Source organism: Roseivirga pacifica, from assembly GCF_900111145.1.
In the GTDB taxonomy this organism is placed as follows: domain Bacteria; phylum Bacteroidota; class Bacteroidia; order Cytophagales; family Cyclobacteriaceae; genus Roseivirga; species Roseivirga pacifica.
The window spans coordinates 304295-322778 of sequence record NZ_FOIR01000001.1 but is presented as its reverse complement, the minus strand read 5'-3'; the positions used below and the strand labels follow the sequence as shown (position 1 = coordinate 322778).

The 18484-nt window shown below is 42.8% G+C and carries 24 protein-coding genes; 8 read left to right on the top strand and 16 right to left on the bottom strand.

What is annotated here, in order from left to right; translation table 11 throughout:
- The first annotated feature begins 153 nt into the window (after positions 1 to 153).
- Together BMW98_RS01490 and BMW98_RS01485 are read left to right on the top strand one after the other, a co-directional pair.
- Positions 154 to 1488, top strand: a complete 1335-nt coding sequence (locus BMW98_RS01490) for an NAD(P)/FAD-dependent oxidoreductase (protein ID WP_090256623.1) — start codon at positions 154 to 156, stop codon at positions 1486 to 1488.
- 2 nt (positions 1489 to 1490) lie between these two features.
- Complete coding sequence (locus BMW98_RS01485) at positions 1491 to 2909, top strand: 4Fe-4S binding protein (protein ID WP_090256622.1); 1419 nt, start codon at positions 1491 to 1493, stop codon at positions 2907 to 2909.
- On the opposite strand, the gene BMW98_RS01480 is transcribed toward BMW98_RS01485, so the two are convergent.
- From BMW98_RS01480 to BMW98_RS01460, 5 genes are read right to left on the bottom strand one after another with little or no spacing between them, the layout of a single operon-like run.
- Positions 2906 to 3202: a cupin domain-containing protein gene (locus BMW98_RS01480; protein WP_090256621.1), complete on the bottom strand. Its 297-nt coding sequence runs from the start codon at positions 3200 to 3202 to the stop codon at positions 2906 to 2908. The genes BMW98_RS01485 and BMW98_RS01480 overlap by 4 nt on opposite strands.
- Positions 3199 to 3651, bottom strand: coding sequence for a hypothetical protein (locus tag BMW98_RS01475; protein ID WP_090256620.1), 453 nt, complete (start codon positions 3649 to 3651; stop codon positions 3199 to 3201). The genes BMW98_RS01480 and BMW98_RS01475 overlap by 4 nt, the downstream gene beginning before the upstream one ends.
- Positions 3641 to 4042 (bottom strand): group III truncated hemoglobin, encoded by a 402-nt coding sequence (locus tag BMW98_RS01470; RefSeq protein ID WP_090256619.1) that lies wholly within the window; start codon positions 4040 to 4042, stop codon positions 3641 to 3643. Before BMW98_RS01470 ends, BMW98_RS01475 begins: the two co-directional genes overlap by 11 nt.
- A 59-nt stretch (positions 4043 to 4101) precedes the next feature.
- Positions 4102 to 4692 carry a Crp/Fnr family transcriptional regulator gene (locus tag BMW98_RS01465; protein WP_090256618.1) on the bottom strand — a complete coding sequence of 197 codons (591 nt, stop codon included), beginning with the start codon at positions 4690 to 4692 and terminating at the stop codon, positions 4102 to 4104.
- A gap of 17 nt (positions 4693 to 4709) precedes the next feature.
- Positions 4710 to 5192: a DinB family protein gene (locus BMW98_RS01460; protein ID WP_090256617.1), complete on the bottom strand. Its 483-nt coding sequence runs from the start codon at positions 5190 to 5192 to the stop codon at positions 4710 to 4712.
- A 153-nt stretch (positions 5193 to 5345) separates the two neighbouring features.
- Between BMW98_RS01460 and BMW98_RS01455 the strand changes: the two genes are divergently transcribed.
- Positions 5346 to 6350: a DUF4407 domain-containing protein gene (locus tag BMW98_RS01455; protein WP_090256616.1), complete on the top strand. Its 1005-nt coding sequence runs from the start codon at positions 5346 to 5348 to the stop codon at positions 6348 to 6350.
- Positions 6351 to 6388: 38 nt separating this feature from the next.
- On the opposite strand, the gene BMW98_RS01450 is transcribed toward BMW98_RS01455, so the two are convergent.
- From BMW98_RS01450 to BMW98_RS01415, 8 genes are all read right to left on the bottom strand, one after another.
- Complete coding sequence (locus tag BMW98_RS01450) at positions 6389 to 7126, bottom strand: DJ-1/PfpI family protein (RefSeq protein ID WP_090256615.1); 738 nt, start codon at positions 7124 to 7126, stop codon at positions 6389 to 6391.
- A 13-nt stretch (positions 7127 to 7139) separates the two neighbouring features.
- Positions 7140 to 7589: a carboxymuconolactone decarboxylase family protein gene (locus tag BMW98_RS01445; protein WP_090256614.1), complete on the bottom strand. Its 450-nt coding sequence runs from the start codon at positions 7587 to 7589 to the stop codon at positions 7140 to 7142.
- Between the two features lie 74 nt (positions 7590 to 7663).
- On the bottom strand, positions 7664 to 8260 hold the full coding sequence (locus BMW98_RS01440; protein WP_162844638.1) for a Crp/Fnr family transcriptional regulator: 597 nt from the start codon (positions 8258 to 8260) through the stop codon (positions 7664 to 7666).
- 119 nt (positions 8261 to 8379) lie between these two features.
- Positions 8380 to 8868, bottom strand: a complete 489-nt coding sequence (locus BMW98_RS01435) for a hypothetical protein (RefSeq protein WP_090256612.1) — start codon at positions 8866 to 8868, stop codon at positions 8380 to 8382.
- A gap of 105 nt (positions 8869 to 8973) precedes the next feature.
- Positions 8974 to 9396 carry a PaaI family thioesterase gene (locus BMW98_RS01430; RefSeq protein ID WP_090256611.1) on the bottom strand — a complete coding sequence of 141 codons (423 nt, stop codon included), beginning with the start codon at positions 9394 to 9396 and terminating at the stop codon, positions 8974 to 8976.
- A 241-nt stretch (positions 9397 to 9637) separates the two neighbouring features.
- Positions 9638 to 11266 carry an L-glutamate gamma-semialdehyde dehydrogenase gene (gene pruA, locus BMW98_RS01425; RefSeq protein WP_090256610.1) on the bottom strand — a complete coding sequence of 543 codons (1629 nt, stop codon included), beginning with the start codon at positions 11264 to 11266 and terminating at the stop codon, positions 9638 to 9640.
- 77 nt (positions 11267 to 11343) lie between these two features.
- Positions 11344 to 12036, bottom strand: coding sequence for a YjjG family noncanonical pyrimidine nucleotidase (locus BMW98_RS01420; protein WP_162844637.1), 693 nt, complete (start codon positions 12034 to 12036; stop codon positions 11344 to 11346).
- An 11-nt stretch (positions 12037 to 12047) separates the two neighbouring features.
- A complete protein-coding gene (locus BMW98_RS01415; protein WP_090256608.1) occupies positions 12048 to 12431 on the bottom strand; it encodes an ArsR/SmtB family transcription factor in 384 nt (127 codons plus the stop codon).
- A gap of 123 nt (positions 12432 to 12554) precedes the next feature.
- Here BMW98_RS01415 and BMW98_RS01410 point away from each other — a divergent pair, with 123 nt between their 5' ends.
- A complete protein-coding gene (locus BMW98_RS01410) occupies positions 12555 to 13220 on the top strand; it encodes a carboxypeptidase-like regulatory domain-containing protein (protein WP_090256607.1) in 666 nt (221 codons plus the stop codon).
- A gap of 129 nt (positions 13221 to 13349) precedes the next feature.
- Here the strand turns inward: BMW98_RS01410 and BMW98_RS01405 are convergent, their stop codons facing one another.
- Positions 13350 to 14072, bottom strand: a complete 723-nt coding sequence (locus BMW98_RS01405) for a DUF6503 family protein (RefSeq protein ID WP_090256606.1) — start codon at positions 14070 to 14072, stop codon at positions 13350 to 13352.
- An 89-nt stretch (positions 14073 to 14161) separates the two neighbouring features.
- Between BMW98_RS01405 and BMW98_RS01400 the strand changes: the two genes are divergently transcribed.
- Genes BMW98_RS01400 through BMW98_RS01390 form a run of 3 tightly spaced genes read left to right on the top strand, consistent with a single transcriptional unit; the run spans position 14162 to position 16652 of the window.
- On the top strand, positions 14162 to 14878 hold the full coding sequence (locus BMW98_RS01400) for a CPBP family intramembrane glutamic endopeptidase (protein ID WP_090256605.1): 717 nt from the start codon (positions 14162 to 14164) through the stop codon (positions 14876 to 14878).
- Positions 14878 to 15861: an SDR family oxidoreductase gene (locus BMW98_RS01395; RefSeq protein WP_162844636.1), complete on the top strand. Its 984-nt coding sequence runs from the start codon at positions 14878 to 14880 to the stop codon at positions 15859 to 15861. Before BMW98_RS01400 ends, BMW98_RS01395 begins: the two co-directional genes overlap by 1 nt.
- Positions 15861 to 16652 carry an SDR family NAD(P)-dependent oxidoreductase gene (locus tag BMW98_RS01390; RefSeq protein WP_090256603.1) on the top strand — a complete coding sequence of 264 codons (792 nt, stop codon included), beginning with the start codon at positions 15861 to 15863 and terminating at the stop codon, positions 16650 to 16652. Before BMW98_RS01395 ends, BMW98_RS01390 begins: the two co-directional genes overlap by 1 nt.
- 68 nt (positions 16653 to 16720) lie before the next feature.
- On the opposite strand, the gene BMW98_RS01385 is transcribed toward BMW98_RS01390, so the two are convergent.
- Positions 16721 to 17221: a DinB family protein gene (locus tag BMW98_RS01385; protein ID WP_090256602.1), complete on the bottom strand. Its 501-nt coding sequence runs from the start codon at positions 17219 to 17221 to the stop codon at positions 16721 to 16723.
- Between the two features lie 250 nt (positions 17222 to 17471).
- Positions 17472 to 17873 carry a hypothetical protein gene (locus tag BMW98_RS01380; RefSeq protein WP_090256601.1) on the bottom strand — a complete coding sequence of 134 codons (402 nt, stop codon included), beginning with the start codon at positions 17871 to 17873 and terminating at the stop codon, positions 17472 to 17474.
- Between the two features lie 106 nt (positions 17874 to 17979).
- On the opposite strand from BMW98_RS01380, the gene BMW98_RS01375 reads away from it, so the two are divergent.
- Positions 17980 to 18462 (top strand): hypothetical protein, encoded by a 483-nt coding sequence (locus BMW98_RS01375; protein ID WP_090256600.1) that lies wholly within the window; start codon positions 17980 to 17982, stop codon positions 18460 to 18462.
- Positions 18463 to 18484 lie beyond the last annotated feature (22 nt).

The following is an 18484-nucleotide window of genomic DNA, read 5'->3' as shown; positions in this document are numbered from 1 at the left end:
TGGGCAAAATACAAAGGTTGCACACCACTAAAATATTGTTTTTAATTAGCGGCCCGATTGAAATGGCTAAATTAACCTTCATTGTGGCAACTGGTCGTTTTTCCGACAATCAAATGCAACAATTGCGCGCTATTTGCGCTTAAGCATCTATTCATGGAGCACATTGTAATTATTGGCAACGGTATTTCTGGCATTACTGCCGCAAGGCATGTACGCAAGTTGAGCGACCATAAAATCACCGTAATTTCGGCCGAGACAGATCATTTCTTTTCACGCACTGCGCTCATGTACATTTACATGGGGCATATGAAATACGAGCATACCAAGCCATATGAGGACTGGTTTTGGGAGAAAAACAGGATTGAGCTTAAACGCGGATATGTAGAAAGGGTGAACACAAACGCCAAGCTTTTAACCTTTGTTGGGGGCGAAACCATGCCTTACGATAAGCTAGTGCTTGCCACAGGTTCAACGCCAAATAAATTTGGCTGGCCAGGCCAAGAGTTGAAAGGGGTACAAGGGCTTTATAGCTATCAGGATCTGCAAATGATGGAGGCGAATACCAAAAACATACAGCGTGCTGTAGTTGTAGGCGGTGGGCTTATTGGTATAGAAATGGCCGAAATGCTGCTGTCACGCAATATTCCGGTTACTTTTTTGGTGCGCGAAAACAGCTTTTGGAACAATGTGCTGCCTAAGGAAGAGTCGGAAATGATTAACCGACACATACGTGAGCACCATGTAGACCTTCGGTTAGCGGCCGAGCTTGATGAGATAATTGGTGATGAAAACGGAGGTGTGAAAGGTGTAAGAACCAAAACAGGAGAAGAAATCGCGTGCCAGTTTGTAGGGCTTACGGTTGGTGTTTCTCCAAACGTTAACTTCTTAAGAGATTCGGGGGTTGAATTAAACCGTGGCGTTTTGGTCGATGAATTCCTTCAAACCAATATTGCAGATGTTTATGCTGCTGGAGACTGCGCTGAGTTTAGAAAACCCAATGGTGAAAGAAGGCCAATTGAGCAGGTTTGGTACACCGGCCGAATGATGGGAGAAACGCTGGCCAGAACGCTTTGCGGAAGGCAAACAGCCTATCAGCCGGGGCATTGGTTCAATTCTGCCAAGTTCTTCGATATTGAATATCAAACCTATGGATGGGTTTGGCCGCAGGCGAAAGACACCGAAGGCGACTTTTATTGGGAAGAAGCCGGAGGCAAAATATGCTTGCGTTTGCGCTGGGACAAAGCCAGTAGAAAACTAACCGGTGTGAACAATTTTGGATTTCGCCTAAGGCATCATGCCTTCGATAAATGGTTTGATGAAGGCCGAACAGTCGACTATGTGTTGGAGCATTTACGTGACGCCAACTTTGACCCAGAACTTTACAAAACACACGAAACTGCTATTCTCGAGCAGTTCAACCGAGAGAATGGAACAAGCCTTCGCCTGAAAAAGAAGAGCTGGAAAAGAATTTTAGACTTTGTTTCTTAGCCATGCAGAAAGATGCTAACCTATCCATAGCCAACCCCCACCCAAAAGATGCCGATGTTTGGCAAAAACTAGGGCTAGCAATAGCCGGTGTTGGCCTGCTGGTGCTTTTCCTTTCGTGGGGCAATGTGCCAATTCCTGCAGCCATGGGTTTAACCATTGCTTTAGTTGGCATAATTGGCGGTACCACTTTGTATGCCTATCGTTTGTACATGCGCCAGCCAGCGGGAATAAAGAACAATGGCGTTTGGTTTAAAAGCCTGATTAACCGTGGGGCGCTGGGCTGGATTGCCGGAATTATTCTCACTGGATTTTATGTGCTGCTGTATTGGTATCCGGAATATATAGGCTATAAACCGAATGGTGCCAATGAAGGCTTTGTGGCTCTTTTCGATCCGTTGAGCCAGTTTTTTAAAGGTAAACCGGCCAGCCAATGGTTTTTGTATGGAACACTTTATACGGTTTCAATTCTGGCACTTGGTATTAAATTTTTGTTTAAGTATCGGCATAATTCCTATCAGCTTAAGCGAACTGTTTCGGTAATTATAGCACAGCTCTTTCTGGCCTATTTGGTGCCTGAGATTCTTGAAGGATTAAACTATAATGGACAAACAATTGATGGTCACGGCATTTATTATGATGCCGATATAAAAAACGTATGGCCGCTAGATTACGATTTCTTCTACGGTTATCATTTAGATGCCATGCAGCAAGAGGCTTATCAGCCAGTTGGAGTTTTGTACTTGATCATTGGTATTGCCATGTTTTTACTGGTAACACCAATTCTGACCTATTACGTGGGCAAGCGCTGGTATTGCTCGTGGGTGTGCGGTTGTGGAGGCTTGGCCGAAACTGCTGGAGATCCATTTAGGCACCTTTCTTCCAAAAAACTAAGCGCCTGGAAGCTGGAGCGATGGCTTATTCATGGCGTAATGGTGTTCGTATTTGTAATGACTGCCGCCACCGTTTATGGCTATTTTTGGAATACGGGCGAAGTATTCGGTTTGAATATTTATAACACCTTCCAAAAGCCTTATGGATTTTTGATCGGTGCTACTTTTTCTGGAGTAATTGGCGTAGGTTTTTACCCGATGCTCGGTAACAGGGTGTGGTGCCGCTTCGGCTGTCCAATGGCTGGTTATATGGGGATCATCCAACGATTTAAGTCCCGTTTTAGAATTACAACCAATGGCGGCCAATGCATCTCTTGTGGCAACTGTTCTACCTATTGTGAACAGGGAATTGATGTACGTGCTTACGCTCAAAAAGGGCAAAATATTGTGCGTGCGAGTTGTGTTGGCTGTGGCATTTGCTCGGCAGTTTGTCCACGCGGTGTGCTTAAACTGGAAAACGGTCCAGAAGAAAAACGCCACGATTTACCACCAATTATTATTGGGAATAAAAGCGTGGAGCTGCAAGACTAACCTTGAATGAGTAAAATCACACTGTCACTATTGGCCGTTACGGCATGTGTGGTGTTTACCGGAATCTCATATTCATCGAATAAGCTTAGTGTTTGGTTGATTTCGTCTTGATGATAAGTAACGTTCCCCTCAACTACGAGCAGGCGGGTAGGCACTTTAGTCTGATGGTCAGCTAAGTGCATGCCCTCGCGAAAGCCGATGGCCAATACTCTTCCGTGCTCAGTTTTTCGTAGCACGCGCACCACAGGTTTTGTAGCTTCTTTAAGCAATGATTTAATGGTGTTAATTGTCATTTTGAAATTGGTTTTAGGCCAACGCTTTTAAAATTGACTAGTGTTAGCAGAAACAGGAGCGCTATTTTGATGAGCTCGAGGCCTACATAGTAAAAGTGCATATTACTTTCTTCTACTGGCTTTCGGGCAATTACCAAGGCAGCGCGTTCATCAAGAATTGGCAATAGATAGTAGGTCTGGATTAATAAAATCGAGCATAATACAAGCCCAAGAACAAATGGCTTTCGGTTATTTTTACTCAGCATAATGCTGCTAAAAGCAATGAGGAAAAAGACCCATTCTACCCTGTTTAGTGCCGAAAAAACGAGCTTGCCAATGTCGACCCCAATGGCTAAGTCTACCGATGGCGCCTGAAACTTTAGCGGTGCCTCCATTAGGCTAATGGCCGAAACAAAACCTAGCCAAAGGACTGGCACGAACAACTGAAGGAAAAGTACGCTACGCTTCATTTCTTCTTTCCCTTTCGTTGAAAATTCTCATGAACATAATGTGCGACATGTTTCGGGCGCGTTCTTTGGCTAGCTCACAATTCTTGCCCTCAAAATTTTCGTCTAGGGTTTCGAACCAAAGCTGAAGCCAGTGCCCAAAGTGCAGTTGTTCTATGGTATGATCGTGCTCTGTTTCTACTTGTACGTGAGCCTTTAGTGGGTTGCCTTTGTACTTTCTAACAAAAAGCAGGTTGGTTTCCCAAAAATCGGTGAGCTTAACCAAATGGCTGGGCCAGTCTTTTATTACATCGTTAAAGATTGGGCCTAGCAATTCGTGCTTTCTTACCTTGACATAGAAACTTTCAACTTGCAAGGCAATGTCTGCTCGTGTGGCTATGTCTTTTCTTTTCATAATACAAGACTAGCATGTACCAAGAAAAGGTGTTTATGACATAGGTCACAAGGAAGGAATTATCTGAGGATTTTTCTTTCCTTAATTTCGATTTCGCCTTCTTTTTCCAACTGTTTTACTGTCCTAATCACTGTTTCAACCCTAATGCCGAGCAGCTCTGAAATTTGTTGGCGCGTAAGGTTTACCTCCATTTTTTCGCTAGGCTGACCATACTCACTTTTTAGGTGATCGATGAGTGTGAGGATACGGTGTTTGGCATCGTGGCTAGAGATTTCACGCAATATCATCGATTTGTACATAAGCCTTTTGGTGAGCATTGCGGTAAAGGCCAAGTGTACATCGAAGTGGTCTTTGAGCAGCTTAAAAAGCTGGTCTTTTGGTAGTGCGTACAGCGTGGTATTGCTCATGGCTTGTGCCGATGCGGGGTAGTCGCTGCTCTGAAAAAGTGGGGGCTCACCAAAGCTTTGTCCTGCTTCAAACATTCCCTGCACAAACTCCTTTCCATCCAGGTTGGTGTTGAACATTTTCACATTTCCGCTTACAATCTGAAAGTAAGTATGGGCAGTATCACCTTCTAAAAAGATAACTGTTTGCGCAGAGATTTCGCGCTTTGTGGCTCCATACTGTTTAAGAAGTGTTAACGGTATCAATGTATTAGAAATGTTTTTTACTCTTCAGCGCTAATCAAAGTCCGAATTTGCCCCAAATGATGCTTCAGGTGGGCAACATAATCTTCCATTAGGTAGCCCAAAGTGTTGGGCGTTTCTTGCAGGTTTTTGCCGTAAGCCTGAAAACCGCTAATGCTATCTGCTTTTTCGCGCGTAGCGGGTGGCGTGTTAAACATTAGGTTTGAAAGCAGTAGATTATATTGACGCCACATAATCAGTAAATCTTGCCAATCTTGGTTTTGGTAGTCCTGAATTTCTACCCACTCATTTTGGGCATACGATTCAATTTCCAATTGTTCTGTAAACTGAGCGCGAACAAAGCGGCCATGGTTATTGCAAGCGGAGTCAATCAAATGTCCAAGAACCTCTTTGGCAGACCATTTTTCTGGCGTTGGCTTATAATTCACTTGGCCTTCTGTAACCATCAAAAACTCTTCAAAAGCCGCTAGGGTAATCTCCTTCAGTTTATAGTCCGTTCTCATGCTGCAATATTACAGATAACTTCGGTTTGAAATGAAGAAATATGTTCTGCTCCAATCATTCAACTACTATGTATAAAAAGGTACTAAATATAACAACATAATGCATGGCAATCCGTTGGAGTAGAAACCAAGGTCACTCAAAACTCAAATACTATGAAATCAATCAAACATTTCTTTTGGTTCTGTTCTGGAGCCAACCGCTCACTATTAAACCGCTGCCCAACCGAAGCCTCTAAGTTTACGGGTATTGGTGCAGCTGTTTTTTTCACTGGAGTACTCGCTGCGCTTTCCGGTGGCTACGCTTTCTACACTGTTTTCGAAAACCCTTGGTGGTCGGCTGCCTTTGCATTGCTTTGGGGCGCTATCATTTTCAACCTTGATCGGTTTATTGTGGCAACTATGCGTAAAAAGAAAGGGAAAAAGTGGCTGGAATTTGTTCAGGCATCTCCCAGGATTTTACTCGCTGTTTTATTGGCTATTGTAATTACAAAGCCCCTTGAGCTGCGCATTTTCTCTAAAGAAATTGATAGAAAGCTGGTGATTTTAGAAGAGCAGATTTATCAAAAAGAAATTGCTGAAATAGACCGAAGATATGTGGCGCTTCAATCGGAGATAAATAGCCAGATGGAAGGTTTTAAGTCTGAAATTGCTACCAAGGCTGCCCAAAGAGATAGACTATATGAGGAGGCCCGCAAAGAAGCAGATGGCACAGGTGGCTCTATGCAGCGGAACGCAGGCCCAATATATCAACTCAAAAAAGCCGATGCGGATAAAGCACAAACTGAATTGGAAGAACTTTCTGCGCGCTATGTGCCGCTAATCGCAGCTAAGCAAGCCAATCTTGATTCGCTTGCTCAAGCGCGGCAAACAGAAATTAATGCGATCAAGCGAAACCCATGGAATGGCCTTGCGGCTCAGCTTGAAGCCCTTAAGGTACTGACGGCAGAAAATCGAGGCATTGCCATTGCTAACTACTTTATTATTGCGTTGTTTATAATGCTGGAATGTGCACCCATCTTGGTCAAGCTGATTGCTCCGCGCGGACCATACGATAACTTGCTGGAAATCCGTGAGCATTTTTACAAGAACCACAACCTTGAACAGATTTCGGCCATGGATCATTCGACTTACGAGAAATTGAAGTATTTCACCCATTAAAAGTTGGGGCTGTTTAATAAAAGGAACAGCCCCATGTTTTACTGCTCCCATTCTTGCAACCTGTCTAGGTACAGGTAGCTTTCTACAAACTTGCGATGTTCCTCGTTGGTGAGAATCTCCAGCAATTCTAGGGCAGAAATATAGCTGGCCAAGTTGCCGTTTGAAGACAAAAACTTACCGTCTTTTACATAGGTTACTTGGCTATCGTCCTGCACTTTTAAGTTCGGGTAGTCCTTTTGAAGCTGCTCCCCACCACCAATCCAAGTAACAATCTTATGGCCGTCAGCAATGCCTGATTTGCCAATTAGCTGCGCTCCTGCACAATTGCTCACCGTATACGATGTTTCGGAATTCTTCGCCTTAATAAAAGAGACAATCTTGTCATTATGAACTTGTGCGTACATGTCGTATGCGCTAGGAACGAAGAGTGCCTCTAGTTTAGGGCAGTTGTCAAATGTATAGTCTGGAACCAAGTGCAAACCTTCTTCTGTGGTAATTGGGTTTTTGGTTTCAGCAATTGTGATGACGTTAAAAATCTGCTTTCCGGCTTCAGTTGGCTTGGCAAACACATCAGAGGTGGCAACCACCTCGCTTTGCAACACACCGTTGTACATAAGCAAACCAATGGTCGGCAGGTTCGGGTCGAAGGGTTTTAGATGTTTGGTAAGCGTATCGGATGCCAGCACATTTTGCTGCCCGGTTGTAGTTTGCTGCGTATTGCAAGCGCTAAAAATGGCGAAAATTGCCAATGTGACTAGTGTAGTGAGTTTTCTCATTTTTGTGTACTGTTTAGTCTGCTTTAAAGTTACCCGGTTCAAACCTAAAGGCATCCATTAGCCTATTCCATGTGTTAATTTGAGCCACGGCCAAAGTTAAGTGAGCTACCTCTTCTTGCGTAAAATAGTCCGATAATCTTTCAAAATCTTCATCGCTTACTACAGTACTATTTAGTTGAGTGAGTTTTTCGGCAAAGTGCAAAACAGCCCTCTCTTTTTCAGAATAGTACGGGGCTTCTTCCCAGCCCGAAACGGAGTAAAGCCTTAGGTCGGTTTCTCCAAATTTTTTAGCGAGCTTAAAATGCATATCGAGGCAGTATAAGCAGTGATTGATTTGAGAAACGCGGTAACGCATAAGCTCCAGCAAGCGCACATCGAGTCCCGATGATTCTACATACTGTTCTACGGCAAACACTTTTTCATACAGGCCTTTTGGTAGTTGGTTAAATTCGATTCTAGCCATTGCTTTTGGGTTTTGTTTAAGACAAAATTCGGCTTGAATGGCAAGAGAAAAAATAAACTAGTTTAAGAAGCAACTTATGTTTTGGCCTTTTTCTTTTTGGCCCTAATCATGCTCAAAAACTCTGGGGTAAAGCCAAGGTAAGAGGCGATCATATATTGCGGAATTCGCTCGGAGAAAGGGTAGGTAAGTATTTCGAACTTTTCATAAGCCTCTTCTCGCGACATGGTCATCATATAAACCACGCGCTGTTGTGCGGCAATGCTGGTTTTCTCTGCAATAATTCTGAATAGCCTTTCAATGGATTGATGCTTGTCAAACAGTGCTTTGAGCTTTTCTTTGCCAATACTTAGTGCGGTGGCATCTTCCAATGCCTGTAAGTAGTACTGGCTGGGTTTGTTGGTAGCGTAGCTAACGGACTCTGTCATCCACCAATTTTCTATGGCAAAGTTGAAGGTTTGTTCCGTGCCATTTGGCTTGATGAAATAAGAACGAAAACAGCCGTTTAAAACAAAGTATTGCTTGGTGCAAAAACTGCCGGGAGAAAGCAGAATTTCCTTCTTTTTGAAATGTTCTTCGGAAAGCGATTCAAAGAAATCCTCAAAGGCTACATCGCTTAGTTGAACATACCTGTTGGTGTAGTTTTTTAATATGGACCTGTAGTTTTGCTCCATAGGTGCTAAGGTAGCAGGAAAATACATTCATCGTTTCACTTTAAGTGAAGCGATGATTGAACACGGAAACAAAAAAGGCCGACCATGCGGCCGACCTTTATACTGATTTGCTAACTAGACTATCTTCTGCGCAGGTAAACGTCCTCATTTTCGGCAAGTCTACCTCTTCTTGATTTTTCGTAAGGCACTAGGTGATCTTCGTCTTTATCGAACAGCCAAACATCAGAATCCGATAGCGTGAAGTGATCATCGTCCCTATCATCAAGGTCTTCAATAATCAGTTCACCGTCACGGTTAATGTACCAGCTGGCCCACTCTACTTCTCTGGCACCAAATACGTTGGCAGTAATTTTTAAATCGCCATCGTCTTTAAAGTCCATCACAATGTCGATGCTTTCTACAATATCAAGGGCAAAGTTGCTTACGCTTTTGGCAAACCTGCGGGCGAGCCAGTTGCTTTCTTCTTCAATCTCTTCTTCGATTTCTCGTCTGTCAATGTCTATTACGAGTTCCCATTCGCCTACAACATCGCGTTCCTTTACTTTTGACTGTGCGGCTAGGCTACCGCTAATGCCGACCAACAGCATTAAAGTGATTAGTTTTTTCATTTTTGACCTGGTTTTTGATTTGGTATACTAGAAAGACTCTACCAAGCCAGAAAAGTTACAGTCTGACGCTGAGCGGAACATAAAAATGACGAATGCAGGATAAGCCTAGTTAAGCTCACCAATTTTAGTGCGGCTTTTAGCAAACTCACCTCGGCCTTGAGCCACAATTTTGCCTTCTTCGTTTTTAATAACTGAACTGGCGATGTAGCCATTTTCGGTAACTTCTTCCAAGATGCCTTCGGCAAAAAGCTTTCCGCCAAACACCGGCCGCTTAAACTCAATTTGGTAATCCTTGGTCAGTAAAAAGTATTCCTTTTCGATGGAGGCTGCGGCAAAGTAAGCGGCATCGTCTAATAGTTTAAAGTACACGGCTCCGTGCAAGCTTTTGCCCGCATGAAACATATCTTCGGAGATGGGAAGGGTAATATTCGCCTGCTTTTCAGAAACCTTCAGTTCGCTGGCTTCAAAGAATTTTTGATTGATAGGCGCTGCTTTGTACAGCTTTTCTAAAAAGTGGAGGTGGCTCATTTTATTGTTTGTGGTAAAGTTTAAAGACCCTTAAATCTAATTCATATGATTTACCCTTTAGGGCTGAGACAAAGTTTGATTCGTGGTTTCTAAAATAATTCAAAAGCGCGTCACCCTGAATTTATTTCAGGGTCTATTAGTGACAGATTCTGAACCCTTCCTGCTAGCGCAGTCATGTTCAGAATGACGGTACAGTATTAATTAGGCATAAAAAAGGCCTCGCAAGAGGCCTTTTAAATATTTATTCTCCTAAGAAAGGATATCTGTAATCGGTTGGTGAAACGAAAGTTTCTTTGATCAGGCGAGGAGAAACCCAACGCAACAAGTTGATCATTGAACCTGCTTTATCGTTTGTACCAGAACCCCTGGCACCACCAAATGGCTGCTGACCTACTACCGCACCAGTTGGCTTATCGTTTAGGTAGAAGTTACCTGCAGATTGCTCTAGGGCTTTTACTGCTACCTCAAGCGCGTATCTGTCTTGAGAGAAAACAGCACCAGTAAGCGCATATGGAGAGGTTTCGTCAACCAACTTCAATGTTGCTTCAAATTCTTCTGGTTCGTAAACGTAAATGGTAATTACCGGACCAAAGATCTCTTCGCACATGGTAGTGTACTTAGGGTCTGTAGTCAACAATACAGTTGGCTCTACAAAGTAACCTTTAGACTTATCGTGGCCACCACCTGCAATTACTTCTACTTTGTCGCTCGCTTTTGCATCGTCAATGTATTTAGCAATTCGGTCGAAAGCTTTCTCATCGATTACTGCGTTAATAAAGTTTGAGAAGTCTTCGGTACCACCCATTTTGAAGGTTTTCAGGTCTTCCTGAACGTATTTCTTCACATCTTCCCAAATATTAGAGGGAATGTATGCGCGAGAGGCAGCAGAACATTTCTGGCCTTGGAATTCGAAAGCACCACGTGTAATGGCTGTAGCCACTTGCTTAGCGTAAGCCGATTTGTGCGCAACAATAAAGTCTTTACCACCAGTTTCGCCTACAATTCTTGGGTAAGATTTGTACTTGTAAATATTTTCGCCAATGGTTTTCCAGATGTGCTGGAATACCGCTGTACTACCTGTAAAGTGAATACCAGCGAAATCAGGGTGTTGGAAGATAATATCTCCAGCAGTAGGTCCATCAACGTAGAAAAGGTTGATTACGCCCGGAGGCACACCTGCTTCGTTAAACACTTCCATCAGCACGTGTGCTGAGTAAATTTGTGTGTAAGCTGGTTTCCAAACCACAGTGTTACCCATCATGGCCGGAGCAGTAGGTAGGTTACCTGCAATTGCGGTAAAGTTGAACGGAGTTAAAGCAAACACAAATCCCTCCAATGGTCTCTGCTCTACTCTGTTCCAAATACCTTCTGAAGAAGCAGGCTGTTGTTTGTAGATCTCCGTCATGTACTGCACGTTGAAGCGCAAGAAGTCTACAATTTCGCAAGCAGAATCAATCTCGGCTTGGAAAGCATTTTTAGACTGCCCCAACATGGTAGCAGCGTTGATTTTATCTCTGTAAGGACCAGCAATTAGCTCAGCAGCTTTTAAGAAGATGCTGGCTCTGTTTTCCCAGCTCATATTTGCCCAAGCGGCTTTAGCAGCCAACGCAGCATCAATCGACTCTTTTACATGCGATGCATCACCTTCAGAAAAGTGACCCAAAATATGCTGGTGATCGTGCGGAGGAGAAAGCGGAACCTTCTTATCGGTTCTTACTTCTTTTCCGTTAATGAACATTGGAATATCTACTTGCTTAGATCTAGCCTCGGCAATTGCCGCCTGTAAGCTTTCACGCTCCTTAGTGCCTGGAGCATAAGAGTTTATCGGTTCGTTTTTTGCCACTGGCACATTAAAGAATCCGGTCGCCATAGTTTACTTTTTTGTGTTATACATTTCTATGCTGACAAAGATAAGGTTTAGCGTCAGGCCGCAAAACCCATCCTTGCTTACAGAATGCTTTTAAGTTCTAGAAGGTTCGAAATTTGGTGCTGAACAGTAACATTTGTAGCCAGCTTATTTGGGTTGAACCAAACATGGTCCATGCCTACAGCCACCGCACCAGCAATGTCGGCTTTTAGGTTATCGCCAATCATCATTGAGGTGGCCAATGCCCCACCTGTTCTTTCCAGTGCTAGATTAAAAATATCGGGGTTGGGTTTTCTTGAGTTGGCGGTTTCCGAGGTTATGATTACATCGAAATAGGGTGCTAGATTAGAGTATTTGAGCTTTTTGGCCTGAATATCGTCAAAGCCATTGGTGATTATGTGTAGCTCGTATTTTGTTTTTAGGTAGTCCAAAACCTCAAGCGCATCGGGGAAAATATTGGGCTTGGTTGGAGCAAGTGCAATGTATTCTTGCTCAATGTTTACCGGCATATGGCGCTTATCAATGCCAAGTCGCTTAAAAATGAAAGGGAACCTACGTTCGCGAATATCTTTTCGCTGAATTTTATGGCTGTTGTATAAGTCCCAAAGCTCTTCGTTTACCTCAAAAAAAGTGCTTACCAGCTGTGTGGAGGCGATGCCTTGCTGTGCAAACTGATAGTGTTCGAACAATTCGCAAAGTGCTTCTGATGCATTGGCATCGTAGTCCCAAAGTGTGTGGTCTAGGTCGAAAAAGATATGCTTGTACTGTTTCAAGAAAGTTGGTTTTAGCCGAGTAAGTGGCGGTTTTGAATTCTGCTTTTGGCGAGCTCTCGGTTCGATTCTAATATGCTATAAACCTCCTGGTCTTTTATAAGCACGCTGTCTTTGTTTAAAAAGTTGAAGATTTGGTTTATAATCTCTTCCACTTCTTCGCGAATGCTGTAAAAAACCCATTGGTCGGCTTTGCGGGCATTTATAATTCCTGCATTCTTTAAATAGGTAATGTGTCGCGAGGTTTTTGTTTGGGTAAAGTCGAGAATGTGCTCTAAATCCGAAATGGTTAACTCACCATTTTTGTAGAAAAGATGAAGCATTCTAACGCGTGCTTCTTCTGAAAAAGATTTAAAGATTTGACTACCGAAACTGAGACTAAAATTCTTGAGTCGCATGCAGTTAATAATTGTTAAGGGCTGAGAATAATTAAGTTGTCATGATAATGTTCCGCCCCGATGGTGTTATTATTGTACCCGAAACGAAATTAGGATATTTAAATCTATTTAATATCTTTTTCGTTGGAATTAGCAATTGAGGAGTCTGTGAGAAATTCTATCAAAAAATATTTACTAAGCTTTTTTGTCATCATAGCCATGCTGTCGGGTATCGATTTGTCTGCTCAAGACAAAGAAGACCTGCAAATTGTTCAGCTTTCGGGTTTGGCAATGAACTCTGATAGTACACAGATTATTCCTGGGGTGCACATTTACGACCCAAAACGTGGCCGTGGTATTCCAACCGACTACAAAGGCTGGTTTAGCAAGGCTTTCTTAGCAGGTGACACATTGATGGTTTCGGCAATTGGGTTTAAGAATATTCAGTATGTGGTGCCCGATGATCAAGGAGATAGAGTTACGGTGATTTTTTCTTTGCAAGAGGAGGTTACTGATCTTGCCGAAGTTGTGATTAATCCTTTCCCTTCGGAAGAGATTTTTAAGGAGGCAATATTGGCCATGAATCTTACCGAAGACCAGCAAAATGTGCTGAATAGTTTTCAGCCTGATGTGGTGCAAGACCTTGTCCGGAACATGTCCATTGAAGGGTCGCCCGGTATGAATTACCGCTACATGATGAACCAGCAGTTTGTTAATCTGCAACAGCAAGCCGGCCCACAAACTAACCCGCTATTGAACCCATTTGCTTGGGCGCAGTTTATCAATTCCCTTAAGCGGAAGAAGAAGTAACTTGAATAAGTATAAGGAGTATTGAAGGGATGTCTCGAAAGGCTTTCTCTATTAAACTTGTGTTTGTAAAGCTCTTAGTTTCTAAGAGTAATTTTCACTCCAAATTACTATCTCACAACAGCTTCAATCTTAATAAGTCACCTTAAAAGACTTTAAATAATCCGTTCCCAACAGCTTATCATCAGCATTCATGTACCAAGTTCTGTCCTTTGGTATTCTAATGCCTTTATGAATTTCCATACCTGATAAAACGATGTATTCGCCATCATTTGCGGCCTCATCATGATAAAAACGATAGCCCACCATGGCATAAGTTTCTGGATGAAAATAGATGTACCAAATATCGCTGCCAACGGATGCATCGTAAGTCACTTTTATGGCTTTTACAGGCTGGCCTGCAAACTGTGTGTCGGTTACTTCCGGAGAAATAATGGTGCCGGGGTCGCTCAATTTCATGGGCAAACCGTACAAGTAGCCGTAATAGTCGCGCCACCTTTTTACACGGTCAAGGTTTAAGTTTAGCGAATCTGTCATTACGGAATCAGGCTCAATAAAATTGAGCGTGAAAGTAGCTGAATCGCGCGCATCTAAATGCTGAGTAATGAAGTTGCCATTTTGCACCATTTCTAAGCTAAATTCATTCGCTTTATTGTCAAGCACCACTTTGCTTGGTCTGGTAGGTCTGCCGGGCACCTCCATGTGAATCACCAATGCTATACGGCTGTCATTCCATCGGCCCATTGGGTCGTGAAATTGCTGGCTGCGTTGTAGTAGTTCATCGGCAGTAAGTTGCTGTGCCTGCACGGCTACAGAGAAAAAAGCAATAATAACGAGCGAAAAGAAAGCCTTCATTAGTCTATTTTAACGTCAATTTATAATTCTCCGGGGTAGTATTCCATTATATGTTTTTATTTTTGCCGAGTTGAAATTCGCCCTACAGCATGAACATTCCCCCTTGGACATCCGAATATTTAGAACCCGCATTGGCTATCGCTTTGGTAACCATTGGTTTTAGCGTATATCATTTCGTTTCTATTTCGGAAAAAGTAAAAGCGAATTTTGCGCGAAAGTATGGAGAAGTTCGGGGCAATACTAAAGCTCAATGGTTTTACCGCTATTTGGGCTGTATGACAATAGGTGTAATTCCTGCCATTTTAATGATGTTGATTTTGGATAAATCGCCAGCCGAATACGGGGTAGCGTTTAAAAACCATGCAACTTCACTTTATTGGATTTTCGGTTTGGCGCTTATCATCATTCCTATGAATTTCTTCAATTCTAAAAAGCCAAAAAACTTGGCTTTCTACCCGAATGTGCGCGAAAAGGAATGGACAAAGAAAATGGTAGCACATAATGCCTTTACATGGATGAGCTACCTTTTTGGCTATGAGTTGATGTTCCGTGGTTTGTTGCTTTTTGCCACAGTGCCATTAATGGGCGAATGGCCTGCCATTATATTAAATGCAGCAATTTATGCTTTGGTACATGTGCCAAAAAACCTTGAAGAAACCATTGGAGCAGTGCCTTTGGGTATAGTTTTATGCTTGGTTACCTTAACAACGGGCACTATTTGGGTGGCATTTTTTGTTCATATCACACTCGCTTTGTCGAACTTTTTCTTTTCGCTGAAGCATCACCCCGACATGAAAGTAATCTGATGAGTAAAAAGATATTTATAACAGGTAGTACCGGTTTTATTGGTCGAAAGCTCGCCATGAAATTGGCGCAAGAAGATAATAGAGTGGTCGCCTTAATCCGATCGAAGCAAAAGGCGAAGGACCTACAGCACGACAATATTTCATTTGTTGAAGGTGATCTGTTCAGCACCGATGCCATTGCCGAAGGTATGGAGGGTTGCGATGAAGTATATCACCTAGCGGCCTTTGCCAGCGTTTGGGCAAAAGACGATACTTTCCACCGAGTGAATATTCTAGGAACCGAAAACATTCTTGACATAGCGCAAAAACAAGGGGTTGGCAAATGTGTGGTTACCTCTACTGCTGGCGTAATTGGCCCAGCCATTGATGGCCCTGTGAATGAAGATACGCCTCGCCAAGTAGACTTTTTTACAGATTACGAAAGCACCAAGTACGAGTCGGAATTAAAGATTAAAGAACGCGTAAGGAACGGTCAGCATGTGGTGATAGTGAATCCTACGCGTGTGTATGGCCCTGGTCCTTTGAATGTTAGTAACTCAGTTACTAAATTGGTAAAGCAGTATATTGAAGGTAAGTGGAAGTTTATGCCTGGTGATGGCATGAGTACCGGTAACTACGTTTTTGTAGACGATGTAATTAACGGACATATACTTGCTATGGCGAATGGCCGTGCAGGAGAGCGTTATTTGTTGGGTGGTGAAGATGCAACTTATCATGAGTTGTTTGATACCATTGCAGTGATTGGCGGACAAAAACACAAGCTTTATAAAATGCCTTTGGGCGTTATGCTGACCTTTGGGAAACTGCAGCTTTTTATGGCCGAAAGATTCGGAAGACAGCCAATGATTACCCCGGGATGGGTTAGAAAATATTTGTATAAATGGAGTGTTTCTAGCGCAAAGGCGGAAACTGAGCTTGGCTATAAAATCACTTCGCTGAACGATGGTATTCAGCAAACGGTAAACTGGTTAAAGGCAGAGTAATGGCAACTACATACACACTAGTAACAGGCGCAAGCAACGGCATTGGCCGCGGCATGGCCGAAGAATGTGCCGCAAGAGGTCGCAACGTATTGCTGGTTGCTTTGCCCGAGCCAAAGCTCGATGAAGTAACCGATGCCCTAAAAGCTCAATATCCTGAACAGTCATTTCACAGTCTTGGGGTAAACCTGATGGACAGGGAAACACCGCAGCATATTTTCGATTGGTGTAAAGAGAATGATTATACAGTAGACATTCTGGTGAACAATGCCGGACTCGGAAACTCAGGGCCATTCTCAAATTTGCCAGCCGACTTTTACTATGGCCAAATGCAGCTGAATATGATGGCATTGGTTTCGCTTACTCACCATTTTTTGCCAATGCTAGAAGCGCAGCCTAGAGCTTATATTCTGAATGTGGCAAGTATGGCAGCCTTTTACGATATCCCATTTAAAGGCATCTATTCGGCTAGTAAAAAATTCGTTTACTCTTTCTCTCGCTCGCTCAACAAAGAGCTTGAAAACTCTTCAGTAAGAATTACTGTGCTTTGTCCGGCATCGGTACCAACCAATCCGGATGTAGTGCAGCGCGAAAAAGAGTTAGGGCTTATGGCTAAGCTGACCAGCCAAACTCCGGCTCAGGTAGCTAAATACACTTTGGACATGATGTTTAAAGGCAAACCAGTGGTTATTCCAGGTTTTTTCCCAAGGCTGTACAAGCGACTGGGTAGTGTGGTGCCTTATAATACACGCCTTAGAATTCTCGCAAAGCAATTTATTAAGAATAGTAAGTAAACAATTAAGGCCGCACCGTGCGTGCGACCTTGAGTTCATGAAGTTGTGAGCTTTTATCGCTAGCGGTTTTACCTTTCCCAGAAAAATGGTGGCTCAATGCCCAGTGCTCTAAGGTAAACATAGCCTTGACCACGGTGATGGATTTCATTGTCCACAAAGTAAAGGAGTGTAGCATAGTTCGCGTTTTCATATTGCCCAAAGGCAACTTGCACTTTTTGGAAATGCGCTGATGAAATACTAGGCCATTGGGCATCTATCTTTTCGGTTACGTTGTCCCAAAGCTTTAACATGTCCTCTTTGGTTTTAGGCATGTTCCCGTTATGATCGAACGACTGAACTTCCTCCCAGGTGCCGCTGGCCAATCCGTCCATTCCTCTGTCGGCAATATCAATTACTTCCATGACTAACTCCGAAAATGGGCGCATTCCCCCAATTGAAAAGTCGAAAAGCTTGTCTTCGGGAAAAGCCTCAATTACTCTTCTGGTTAGGCTTCTGTGGCCTTGCCAATGTGTGCGCATTGCCTCGGTTGAGATGAACATTTCTTGTTTGGTGGCTACTTGTGTTTCCATTGTTGTTTGAATTAATAGTGTTAAAATCAATTTGTTCAACAAAGAAAAAGCGCCTTAGTGACAGCCCTATGTCAGTAGGTTTTAGCGAATGGAAATATTTTGAAAGTTGGTGATTTCAGGTGTTGAAATATCTGACCTCTCGTTGGTGACAACACCAACGAACTAGAATTATCTTTCGTTGATGTTGTTACCAATGAGTAAAAGACATGACCAATTTGCGTTTTGGCGGATAAGTTAAAATGCCTGCAAATTAGTCCATTGGGTATTTCCGAAAAGAGGTAAGTCCAGAGGCGTTCTTTTCGTATTTGCCGACTACGGCAATGTTAAATTCAGCAGGGAAGTAAGGAGCCGTGCTATTGAGCTTAGTTGGTGTTTGGCTTCCTTTCAGAAAGAAAAACACCTCAGTTGTGCCCAACTTGTTATGTGGCTGAAAGTTGCCAAAGGCCTCCAGTTCCGACCAAGTGGTGTCGCTTACGGTAACAACATACACGCGCTTAACTGGGCCTGTGTTGTTCTCATTTCGATAGAAAGCTACTTCTCTAAATTCTGTTTCCAGGTCGTTTACGCCTTCTTGTGTAAAGGCATTCCAAAGCATTAAAGAAACTACTAGGGCAATAACTAAAGTGACTTTTTTTCTCGATGGGCTAATCATTCTTGGATTAATTTCTTTTGAACGCTTTGCAAGTTTAGGCTGTTTATAGAGTCGAATTACTAAACAACAGTCGGTAAAATCTAAATTTTATTATTTGTAATGTGATATGAAAACACATATTTATTCCATAGAGGGATATGATCCGGAACAAAATACAACGGACTACAGTTCAGAGCATTTTGAAAAATACGAACATACATATGTTGTCAATGGTGATTACATCCCCTCTGGGACATATGGTGTGGTTATTAGAACTGAGGATAATGAAAAAATAACCCTACTTGTCAATAAGCACAATCCTGCCAGTGTATTACCAAATCGTGAGATTCATATCAGGCTGGCTTCTTATCAAGAAGGTGATATTCCTTGTTTTTGGTTGAATAATATAGTTGACCCCTTGCATGAGGAGCAGGTTGCAAAGGAAGACAAAAGGGTACAAGACGAATTATATCGAGCAATTAGAAGTTTCTATAGATCTCACCTTAATACTCAAGATATCGGCTCTGCAATTGTTACTATTCTTAATCGTTTTGAAGGAATTGAACCCAATGATGTTTGTTCTGCTTTAGAGGACGAATGGAGGGAATGATTTTTTTTAATTTCAAGGATCA